Origin of the sequence: Arsenophonus nasoniae DSM 15247 (genome assembly GCF_000429565.1) — a bacterium.
In the GTDB taxonomy this organism is placed as follows: domain Bacteria; phylum Pseudomonadota; class Gammaproteobacteria; order Enterobacterales; family Enterobacteriaceae; genus Arsenophonus; species Arsenophonus nasoniae.
The window spans coordinates 22,067-33,284 of the sequence record NZ_AUCC01000039.1 but is presented as its reverse complement, the minus strand read 5'-3'; the positions used below and the strand labels follow the sequence as shown (position 1 = coordinate 33,284).

The following is an 11,218-nucleotide window of genomic DNA, read 5'->3' as shown; positions in this document are numbered from 1 at the left end:
TATAGCGCTACCCATTAACAAATGGTCAAAATTATTGTTAAAATAAAATACTTTAATAAGTATAAAACAATGTCATATAGCGTAGATCTAAGAGAACGTGCAGTGAAAGCGGTTCATGAAGGAATGAACAAAATAAAAGTATGCAAAATTTTTAATATAGCAAGACAAACGCTGTATAACTGGCTTTATTTAGAAAAAATTCAAGGTCATTTAAACCCACAAACAGGTTTTCAAAAAGGACATAGCCATGGAATAAAAGATTTAAATGAATTTCGTGAATTTGTTGCCCACCATGGAGATTATACGCAAGTAGAAATGGCCGAAATTTATCGTGTAGGCTCATCAACGATAGGAAGAGCGATGAAAAAAATAGGTTATTCTAGAAAAAAAAGAGCCAAACTTATGCCGAAAGAAGCGAAGAAAAACGCGCGGCCTATTTAGCTGAAATAAAAGCTGTTTGCCTTGAGCAAAGGGTCTTTGTCGATGAATCAGGGATGAATGATAATGATTTTTATCCCTATGGTTACAGCGCTATTGGTAAAAGATATTATGAAGCACAGCCAGGCCATTATAAAAAAAGAATTAGCATGATAGGCGCGTTATGCAATCAAGATTTTATGGCGCCCTTCATGTTTCAAGGTCACTGTAATACACAGGTATTTGAACTATATATTGAAAATATTTTGATCCCTAAATTAACGAAAGGAAAAACGGTTATCATTGATAATGCCTCTTTCCATAAATCAGAAAAAATTAAAAACTTAATGCAAGCAGCTGGAATAAAGCTTATTTACTTGCCTCCCTATTCTCCCGATTTAAATCCTATAGAACATTATTGGCATAAAATTAAAAATTCAATTAGAAAATTAATGCGTAATTCTAAATTATTATTAGAAAATGCTATGGAGCAGACTCTTAAAGAAACGTCTATTTTTTAGTGGTCATAGCTATACTTGAATTTAAAATCGCATCTGTTTTAACTTGGCAACTTAGGGTAATTAGGGTCGCTACACTTAACATAATAATCAGAATTGCATTGGTCGTATTCATTAGTGGTGTTTCAATTAGACCAAGGCTGGGGCTGTTAATCATGGCAAAAATAACTACACATATCACACCTAGCAGAAAAAATAATACCGACTTCTTCGCGCCAGCTTTAATTTTTTTAGCCTGACAGCCTCTTAATTCTATTAATCCGGCGGCTAAACGTTGTTGATAAGTTTGATCATCAGCAAGTTTAGAATCAAAGCACCAAGAAATAATGAATGATATCATTACAATAGCTAAAAAAGTTGCCGGTAATAGAATGGCTAGTAAGCTAATATAGCTAGTAGTATGACTAACCATAGCTGGATTTTCCATAATTGAAGCGATATAGACCACCGCAGCAGAAATAGGTGATGCGGTGATCCCAATTTGCGCCGCGACAACCGCTGTTGATAAGGGCCGACATGGTTTAATCCCATTTTCTTTAGCAACTTCAGCAATAACCGGTAATGTTGCTAATGAAATATTACCGGTACCGGCAAATAATGTCAGAAAATAGGTAACGATTGGCGCTAAGATGGTAATGTATTTGGGATTTTTACGCAGTAGTTTTTCTGTCTGATCAACTAAATAATCTAGTCCACCCGCAATTTGCATGGCAGAGATAGCCGCGATAACTGCCATAATAATTGAAATAACATCATAGGGTATTGTTCCTGGTTTTACGCCTAACATTGCCAGCATCAAAACACCAAGACCGCCAGCAAAGCCTATACCGATACTTCCTAGTCGTGCTCCCAGAAAGATGGCCAGCAGAACAATAATAAATTCTACGGCTAACATAATGTTTACTCCTTAATATAATTGATAATATTTTGTTTATTTTTTGTATAAACCTAAAGTAAAAGGCACGCTTCTTTAGAGAGAGCGTGCCTTAAAAATTAAGACGAATTAATTTTTATAATTAACATGCTAATTTAATCATCATAGCGTTTCGCTTTATATTGAGGATTTTTTAGATTTTCAACAGAGAAAATATCGTCTAATTGTTCTTCTGTTAGTAAACCTCGCTCTAATACCACTTCTTTAACATTTTTACCTGTTTCAGCGCATATTTTTCCGACGATATCACCATTATGATGACCGATAAATGGATTAAGATAAGTAACAATGCCAATAGAATTAAAAACATATTTTTCGCAAATTTCTTTATTGACGGTAATACCGGTAATACATTTTTCCAGTAAATTACGGCAAGAATTATTCATTAATGATATAGATTCAAAAATTGCTTGGCCGATTGCCGGCTCCATCACATTCAATTGCAATTGTCCTGCTTCTGCCGCGATAGTAACACACGTATCGTTGCCGATAACTTTGAAACAGGCTTGATTCACAACTTCGGGGATAACCGGATTGACCTTAGCGGGCATAATAGATGAACCCGCTTGCAGCTCAGGTAGATTTATTTCTTTTAGACCAGCACGCGGGCCGGAAGAGAGCAGACGAAGATCATTACAAATTTTTGATAGCTTCACGGCTAAGCGTTTTAGTCCAGCATGTACTGTAATATAAGCACCACAGTCGGAAGTTGCTTCAATTAAATCTTCTGCCGGAATGCAGGGCAATTCGGTTACTTCAGCTAATTTTTTTACCACCAATTCTTGATAACCAGCAGCGGTATTGACTCTGGTTCCGATTGCGGTGGCACCAAGATTAACTTCAAGTAATAATTCACTAGCGCGATGTAAATTTTTTATTTCTTCTTTTAATAATGTGGCAAATGCATGAAATTCTTGTCCTACAGTCATTGGAACTGCATCTTGTAATTGGGAGCGACCCATTTTAAGAATATCTTTAAATTGGTTGGCTTTTTGTTCAAAACCCTCTTGAAGTAGGGTAATTGATTTAATTAAATTAGTAATAGAATTGTAAACGGCAATGCGAAAAGCGGTTGGATAGGCATCATTGGTTGATTGACTTTTATTTAAGTGATCATTGGGATCTAGATATTGGTAGTCACCTTTTTTATGCCCCATTAATTCAAGACCAATATTAGCCAGAGCTTCGTTAGTATTCATATTTAAAGAGGTACCGGCTCCCCCTTGAAAGACATCTACTGGAAACTGATCCATGCATCTGCCTTTATTTAAAATTTCGTCACAGGCATTAATAATCGCATCTGCTTGTTTTTGTGGAATGGTCTTTAATTCTTTATTTGCCATTGCCGCTGCTTTTTTTACCATTACCATTCCACGAATAAACTCGGGTACATGATTAATAGTTTGGTCGCTAATATAGAAATTCTCGATCGCACGCAATGTATGAATACCATAATAGGCTTCAGCAGGCACATCTCGTTTACCTAATAGGTCTTCTTCAGAACGGATACTTTTAGACATACAAACCTTCTTAAAAATTAAATAGCGATTTACTAACTGAATAGGTAATGTAATAGTAAAAATGAGTTATATTAACGTCAGATTTGAAATTAATAACTAAGATTTTAATTATAACCGTGATATATATTCCGAAATAGTGTTACAGTCAAAATATGGAATACTATATATGCATCTTAGTGAATTAAATATGATATGTGTGATCATATTTACATAACCTATTAAAAACATTAAAATTTTTTATCATTGAAAAACATATGATAGATCTGCATCATATAAGTATTATCGGTTTAAAAAGCAAATATTGTAATATTGCTTTTTTGAAGACAATTTATCTTGCTAAGTCAAGAGGCTAGCGTTTTTTAGCAAATATTAGGAGAATTGTATGCGTTGGTTTCCATTCATACTTTTATGCCTGTTAATTTATATAGAAGCAGTTATTTTTGTTAGGGTTGCTGAGAGCATCGGTGTATTAACCACCTTAATATTAGTCGTTTTAACTTCATGCATTGGAATTTCTTTAGTAAAAAGCCAGGGGATTAAGAACTTATTGTTAATACGTCAAAAACTAGCTGATGGTGAAAATCCGGCCGAGGAAATGATTAAGAATGTGGCCTTAGTGATTGCTGGTATTCTGTTAATTTTACCCGGTTTTTTTACTGATTTTTTAGGTTTATTATTACTATTTTCTCCAATTCAAAAACTGATAGTCATGAAGCTTATGCCGCATATTCATTTTTATTCTACCGGGGCCGCGAATGATAATTTTAATCGTTCTGCAAAAGGGCGGACTTATGAAGGCGAGTTTGATAGAAAATCTGATTCTCCACCAAACAGCATTAAACATGAAGACAAATTTTCTAAAAAAGAAGATCATGATGATAAATGATACTTACGACTTTGTTTTTTTAGCTAGAAAGAAAAAATGAAAAATTTTTTGTATACCCCCTTGAACTGATTTTAATTGACCCCATTTCGTCAAACAGGGTACTGGTTTAATAAGACATACTAGTATCATCCTTATTTACCTTATATGGATTTTATTTATAGGAGATCTATTTAATGAAGATACGTCCATTGCATGATCGGGTTATCATCAAACGCGAAGAAGTTGAAGCTAAATCTGCAGGTGGCATTGTGCTGACTGGCTCTGCTGCTGGTAAATCAACTCGAGGCAAAGTGCTGGCTGTTGGTAACGGTCGCATCTTAGAAAACGGTGAAAATAAACCATTAGATGTGAAAGTTGGCGATATTGTTATTTTTAACGACGGCTATGGCGTGAAGACAGAAAAGATTGATAACGACGAAGTATTGATTATGTCAGAAAGCGATATTCTGGCAATTGTTGAAAAATAATTTCTCGCTTAGATCTTTAGAATGAATGAATTTAAAGGAAAGAAACAATGGCAGCTAAAGACGTAAAATTTGGTATTGACGCACGCACAAAAATGCTTCGTGGAGTGAACATTCTTGCTGATGCAGTTAAAGTTACTTTAGGCCCGAAAGGCCGGAATGTTGTTCTGGATAAATCTTTCGGCGCCCCAGCGATTACTAAAGATGGTGTATCTGTTGCGCGTGAAATCGAATTAGAAGATAAATTCGAAAATATGGGCGCCCAGATGGTAAAAGAAGTTGCTTCTAAGGCGAATGATGCGGCCGGTGATGGCACAACAACTGCAACAGTACTAGCTCAATCTATTGTTAGCGAAGGTTTAAAAGCGGTTGCTGCGGGTATGAACCCAATGGATTTAAAACGCGGTATTGATAAAGCGGTTTCTGCGGCAGTTGAAGAATTGAAAAAATTATCTAAACCTTGTGCAGATAATAAAGAGATTGAACAAGTTGGTACGATTTCCGCTAACTCTGATAAAACCGTCGGTGAATTAATTGCTAAAGCAATGAAAGCAGTTGGCAAAGAAGGGGTTATTACCGTTGAAGAAGGTTCCGGTTTAGAAGACGAACTGGCTACTGTTGAAGGTATGCAATTTGATCGCGGTTATCTGTCTCCTTATTTTATTAATAAGCCAGATATGGGTTCTGCCGAATTAGAAAATCCCTATATCCTATTAGTAGATAAGAAAGTTTCTAATATTCGTGAATTATTACCTGTATTGGAAGCTGTTGCTAAAGCTGGTAAACCGCTGTTGATTATTGCTGAAGATGTTGAAGGTGAAGCCCTGGCAACATTGGTAGTAAACAATCTACGTGGTATTGTAAAAGTTGCTGCGGTAAAAGCCCCCGGTTTTGGTGATCGCCGTAAAGCCATGTTGCAGGATATTGCTATTCTAACCAAGGCGACGGTTATCTCTGAAGAGATCGGTATGGAGCTGGAGAAAGCGACGCTAGAAAATTTAGGTCAAGCGAAACGCATCGTCATTAACAAAGATACCACCACTATCATTGATGGTGTTGGTGAAAAAAGCGAGATTGATGCTCGTGCTAAACAAATAGCACAACAACGTGATGAAGCAACTTCTGATTACGATCGGGAAAAATTGCAAGAGCGTATTGCCAAGCTGTCAGGCGGTGTTGCCGTGATTAAAGTGGGTGCCGCAACTGAAGTTGCAATGAAAGAGAAGCGTGCTCGCGTTGATGATGCGTTGCATGCAACTCGTGCCGCAGTAGAGGAAGGTGTTGTTGCTGGTGGCGGTGTTGCTCTAGTTCGTGTTGCCGCTGCATTAGATAAGTTAAAAGGTGACAACGAAGATCAAAAAGTTGGTATTGATATCGCACTACGCGCGATGGAAGCACCAATGCGCCAAATTGTTGAGAATGCGGGTGAAGAGCCAGCTGTAGTTGTTAATAATGTTAAACAAGGTAAAGATAACTACGGTTATAATGCTTCAACGGAAGAGTATGGCGATATGCTAGACATGGGTATCCTCGATCCAACTAAGGTTACTCGTTCGGCTTTACAATTTGCTGCGTCGATTGCCGGCCTTATGATCACAACTGAAGCTATGGTGACTGATTTACCAAAAGAAGATAAAGCTGATCTAGGTGCTGCTGCAGGTATGGGTGGTATGGGTGGTATGGGCGGTATGATGTAAGGTGTTAAGAGCCTAACATCGTCATCCTTATCACGAAAAAAACCCTGAGTTTAACTTTTGACTCAGGGTTTTTTATTATCAAATTTTTATCGGTTTGCTATTTAATTCCTTAAGGGTTTGCTATCGGTTGATTACTTGCTTTAAGTCTATTTTTCACATAAGTTGATTTAATTTTGCGATAATATGATTTAACCGAATATATTTACTAGAATAGGGTAAAATGTTGTTAACACGGTGGTAGAGAAGATTGATGGTCAAACTATTTGGCTGAATATTGGGTTGTTATTGATAATAAACTTAATTTGGCAGAAAAATTCGGTAATGTAAGCGTTGATATTAATATATGGCTAAAAGTAAATGAGGAACAACATGCGAATTAAAGTATTGCTCGGTGTCGCAGTATTAGTCTTGGCTGGCTGTTCAACAACCAATAAAATTACCACTGCGGGTGAAAAAGTTCGTTTTGTTAATGCCCAGCCTGGCAGTGAATGCCAGCATTTAGGATTGGTTACAGGCACACAAAGTAATTGGCTTAGTGGCGTAAATAATGAGTCCAGTTCACTGCGTGGTGCAGCAAATGATTTACGTAATAAAGCGGCTGAGATGGGAGGAAATGTTATTTATGGCGCTAACAGCCCAACGGAAACGTTACTCTCAAGTTTTATTCCTACTGATAGTAAAATGATTGGACAAGTTTATAAGTGTCCATAACGTATGCTAAGCATGATCCTGAATAATATAGGGTCATGCGTTTAAGCATTTAGCTAAATCGTTATTGTAATTGTAAATCAATCGGTGTTTTACTCAGTTTTCCACCTATTTCTCTGGTTAATCTCGGTACCAGATAACCTGAAATACGAGTAAGCAATTCTTTCATTATGATGCGAGCCTCTTCATCCGTTACCATAAAATGGGCAGCGCCTTGGACTTTATCTAATAAATGTAAATAATAAGGTAGTATTCCATTTTCAAACAGTTTATTGCTTAATTTAGCTAGACTGTCAGCATTATCATTAATGCCGCGTAAAAGTACACTTTGGTTTAATAAGGTGACATTTACCTGTTTTAACTGTTCCATTGCATGGCTAAACTCGTTGTCAATTTCGTTGGCGTGATTGATATGAGTAACCATAATAACCTGTAGTCGAGAAATATTGAAACGCTGGCAAAGTGTTGTGGTAATACGTGCAGGAATAACCACCGGTAATCGGCTATGGATCCTAAGCCGTTTGATATGGGGGATAGTTTCTAACCGTGACATCAACCAATCTAACTCATGATCTTTTGCCATCAAAGGGTCGCCACCTGAAAAGATAACTTCATTAAGCTCAGTATGCCGTTGAATGTAATTTAATGCCGTCTGCCAGTTTTGTTTGTTGCCTTTATTTTCTTCATACGGAAAGTGACGTCGGAAGCAGTAACGGCAATTAACGGCACAGCCTCCTTTCACTAATAGTAGGACGCGATCCTGATATTTGTGCAATAGTCCAGGAATTGGACTATGGTGTTCATTTAATGGGTCAGCTGAAAATGTTGGTGTAAGATTAAATTCAGATTTTAAAGTAATAACTTGCCGTAAAAGAGGATCATTAGCATCACCGATCCGCATTTTTGCGATGAAAGGGTGGGGCACACGTAGTGGAAATAAAGCACGAGCGGCACTGCCGGCACGCAATTCCGGGTTATTTTGTAGTGACAGTAATCGTAGCAATTCGTCAGGATCAGTGACAGCTTCTGCAAGTTGTTGTAGCCAGACTTCTCTGGCGGGGCTTTTTTGAGTTACAATATTAAACATTTTTTGGCTATGCCATTTTTACTTAAAAAAATTTAGAGGATTTCCATGGCTACCTATAGTACCAATGAATTTCGCTCAGGTCTTAAAATCATGTTAGATGGCGAGCCTTGTGCAATTGTTGAAAGCGAATTTGTCAAACCAGGCAAAGGGCAAGCGTTTGCTCGCGTACGGATCCGTAAATTAATTTCTAATAAGTTATTAGAAAAAACATTTAAGTCAACTGATTCTGTCGAAAGTGCTGATGTTATGGATCTGAACTTGACCTATCTATACAATGATGGCGAGTTTTGGCATTTTATGAATAATGAGACATTTGAGCAACTAGCTGCTGATGAAAAAGCGGTCGGTGACAATGCAAAATGGTTAATTGATCAAGCCGATTGCGTTGTTACATTATGGAATGGACAGCCTATTACTATCACGCCACCGAATTTTGTTGAACTGGCAGTGGTTGATACCGATCCAGGTTTAAAGGGGGATACAGCAGGTACGGGCGGAAAACCGGCAACATTAAGTACAGGCGCAGTGGTAAAAGTTCCGCTATTTGTGCAAATTGGTGAGGTAATTAAAGTTGATACCCGCTCCGGTGAATATGTTTCCCGTGTGAAATAATATTTAGCTCATCTCCCACTTTTAGTTGTAGGGTGTTTGTTAACAACCAATAGAGTGATAGAACCGTTATTTTTTATTGCTAATAATAGCCTGAAATTTTCAGGCTATTATTGTTTTAGCGTTATTTTCTATTATCTTAATTATTGGTTTGTCTATTTGCTATTAGCCATTAATAAGCATGAGTTTAGATATTAATAATTCGCTGTGAATTAACGACTACATTCTCATTATTTATTGTTAATGCTAGGTAGGGCGTTTCACAGCTGGTTGGGGTAGCTGATTTTAGTGCGGTTAAAATCGTTCTGATTGAAAACAATGCTAATATCACCACCGTGATCATAAAGAAAATAGTCAATCCTGCATCCACGCGATTATTAAAAACCAATTGCACTAACTGGGATTGGCTGTAGTGGGGCGGAATATTGCCGCTATTGATTAGCGACTGAAATTTGTTGGCAATAGCCAAAAAACCGATCTTACTGTTTTTACTAAATATTTTTTCCCAACCAGCTGTCATGGTACAAATGATCAGCCAACATGTAGGTAATAGAGTTACCCAAGCATAGATGTGTCGTTTCATTTTAAATAAAACGACGGTGCAGAGCATTAACGCCATACTTGCTAATATTTGATTGGCAATACCGAACAGTGGCCATAATGTATTAATACCGCCTAATGGATCGACTATGCCTTGGTAAAGGAAATACCCCCACGCCAATACACAAAGTAGGGTGGCAATAATATTGGCAGGTAATGAATCTGTTCTTTTCAGTGCTGGTGATATAACACCTAATAAATCTTGCAGCATAAAGCGCGCCGCTCTTGTTCCTGCATCGACAGCGGTTAAAATGAATAACGCTTCGAATAGAATCGCGAAATGGTACCAGAAGGAGACATTAAGTAAACCGCTAAATGCACTATGTAGTATATAAGCCATTCCGACAGCCAGGGTTGGAGCACCGCCTGCCCGTGAAATAATCGATTGTTCTCCAACTTCATTGGCAATGTTGGTTAAGGTTTCTGGTGTAATATGAAATCCCCAGCTACTGATGATTTGCGCTGCGGAAGCCACTACGTCCGTGGTACCAACAGGCGCTAACATTAACATTGGGCTATTCATCGCAAAATAGACAGCTGGATCGATGATACAAGCCGCGATTAATGCCATGATAGCTACAAACGACTCCATTAGCATACCCCCATATCCAATTAAACAAGCCTGATTTTCATTGGCTAACATTTTTGGTGTGGTACCTGATGCAATCAAAGCATGAAAGCCTGAAACGGCGCCACAGGCAATGGTAATAAAGAGGAAAGGAAATAGTTCACCAGACCATACTGGCCCATTGCCATCAATAAACTGGGTTAATGCGGGCATTTGTAACGTAGGGCCAGTAATGATAATACTGATAGCCAGCCCAATAATGGTACCAATTTTTAAGAAAGTTGATAAATAATCTCGCGGCGCCAATAGTAACCAGATTGGTAATACTGACGCGATAAAGCCGTAAATGATCAATAACCAGGTTAGCTGAATACCATCGAAATCGAAATAATAGGCCCAATTTTCACTTTTAGTCAGCCATTCACCTGAAAGAATAGCAAAGATTAAGAAAGTAAAACCAATAATTGAAATTTCACCAATATGCCTAGGACGAATATAACGGTTGTATACCCCCATAAAAATGGCTAGTGGGATGGTAAAGGCCACAGTGTAAGTTCCCCATGGGCTATGGGTTAAGGCTTTTACGACAATCATCGCTAGAACAGCAAGAATAATCACCATAATCATGAAGCAGGCAATAAGAACTGTTATCCCTGCGATATTGCCCATTTCTGTTTTTACCAGTTCGCCAAGTGAACGCCCATCACGGCGAGCAGAAACAAACAGCACCATGAAATCCTGTACGGCACCAGCAAAGACAACGCCAGCCAATATCCATAGCATACCAGGCAAGTAGCCCATTTGTGCAGCAAGTACGGGTCCAACTAACGGGCCAGCTCCGGCAATGGCGGCGAAATGATGACCAAATAAGATTTTTTTATCTGTAGGCACATAATCTAAGCCATCATTATAACGCAGAGCGGGTGTCATACGCGTTGGATCGATGCGAAGAACGTGATTGGCGATATAGCGCCCATAGTAACGATAGGCAATTATGTAGATACAAACTGCGGCAACAACAATCCATAAGGCATTAATTTGCTCACCTCGATTAAGGGCAATATAACCCAATGAAAAGGCACCCAGCAGAGCAAAAATAATCAAGCTCAGCGGTTTAATAACGTTATTCATATTAGCTCCATCTAATGGTGTTATTAGTAAAAAAGCGGTGATCGCCATTTTTATAATCTATTTTGCTTGATGTAACAAT

10 protein-coding genes and 1 pseudogene are annotated in these 11,218 nt (G+C 38.0%); 7 read left to right on the top strand and 4 right to left on the bottom strand.

Going from position 1 to position 11,218, the window contains the following annotated elements:
- The first annotated feature begins 69 nt into the window (after nucleotides 1-69).
- Together G468_RS23415 and G468_RS0110065 are read left to right on the top strand one after the other, a co-directional pair.
- Entirely contained in the window at nucleotides 70-441 is a 372-nt protein-coding gene (locus tag G468_RS23415) for an IS630 transposase-related protein (protein ID WP_034249224.1), read from the top strand.
- Nucleotides 442-446: 5 nt separating this feature from the next.
- Complete coding sequence (locus G468_RS0110065; protein ID WP_026821750.1) at nucleotides 447-938, top strand: IS630 family transposase; 492 nt, start codon at nucleotides 447-449, stop codon at nucleotides 936-938.
- 13 nt (nucleotides 939-951) lie between these two features.
- On the opposite strand, the pseudogene G468_RS20465 reads toward G468_RS0110065, so the two are convergent.
- Both G468_RS20465 and aspA read right to left on the bottom strand, forming a co-directional pair.
- Nucleotides 952-1,830: pseudogene (locus G468_RS20465) on the bottom strand (anaerobic C4-dicarboxylate transporter family protein); the annotation flags it as partial.
- A gap of 134 nt (nucleotides 1,831-1,964) precedes the next feature.
- A complete protein-coding gene (aspA, locus tag G468_RS0110055) occupies nucleotides 1,965-3,389 on the bottom strand; it encodes an aspartate ammonia-lyase (protein WP_026823016.1) in 1,425 nt (474 codons plus the stop codon).
- A 382-nt stretch (nucleotides 3,390-3,771) separates the two neighbouring features.
- Here aspA and G468_RS0110050 point away from each other — a divergent pair, with 382 nt between their 5' ends.
- From G468_RS0110050 to G468_RS0110030, 4 genes are all read left to right on the top strand, one after another.
- Nucleotides 3,772-4,275 (top strand): FxsA family protein, encoded by a 504-nt coding sequence (locus G468_RS0110050; protein WP_026823015.1) that lies wholly within the window; start codon nucleotides 3,772-3,774, stop codon nucleotides 4,273-4,275.
- 173 nt (nucleotides 4,276-4,448) lie between these two features.
- Nucleotides 4,449-4,742, top strand: a complete 294-nt coding sequence (locus G468_RS0110040) for a co-chaperone GroES (protein WP_026823014.1) — start codon at nucleotides 4,449-4,451, stop codon at nucleotides 4,740-4,742.
- Nucleotides 4,743-4,789: 47 nt separating this feature from the next.
- Nucleotides 4,790-6,436, top strand: a complete 1,647-nt coding sequence (groL, locus tag G468_RS0110035; RefSeq protein WP_026823013.1) for a chaperonin GroEL — start codon at nucleotides 4,790-4,792, stop codon at nucleotides 6,434-6,436.
- 369 nt (nucleotides 6,437-6,805) lie between these two features.
- Entirely contained in the window at nucleotides 6,806-7,147 is a 342-nt protein-coding gene (locus tag G468_RS0110030; RefSeq protein ID WP_034249724.1) for a DUF4156 domain-containing protein, read from the top strand.
- A 61-nt stretch (nucleotides 7,148-7,208) separates the two neighbouring features.
- Here G468_RS0110030 and epmB read toward each other — a convergent pair whose 3' ends face one another.
- Nucleotides 7,209-8,231 (bottom strand): EF-P beta-lysylation protein EpmB, encoded by a 1,023-nt coding sequence (gene epmB / locus G468_RS0110025; protein ID WP_026823011.1) that lies wholly within the window; start codon nucleotides 8,229-8,231, stop codon nucleotides 7,209-7,211.
- Between the two features lie 45 nt (nucleotides 8,232-8,276).
- Between epmB and efp the strand changes: the two genes are divergently transcribed.
- Nucleotides 8,277-8,843, top strand: a complete 567-nt coding sequence (gene efp / locus G468_RS0110020) for an elongation factor P (RefSeq protein ID WP_026823010.1) — start codon at nucleotides 8,277-8,279, stop codon at nucleotides 8,841-8,843.
- 184 nt (nucleotides 8,844-9,027) lie between these two features.
- On the opposite strand, the gene cstA is transcribed toward efp, so the two are convergent.
- A complete protein-coding gene (cstA, locus tag G468_RS0110015) occupies nucleotides 9,028-11,139 on the bottom strand; it encodes a pyruvate/proton symporter CstA (protein ID WP_026823009.1) in 2,112 nt (703 codons plus the stop codon).
- Nucleotides 11,140-11,218 lie beyond the last annotated feature (79 nt).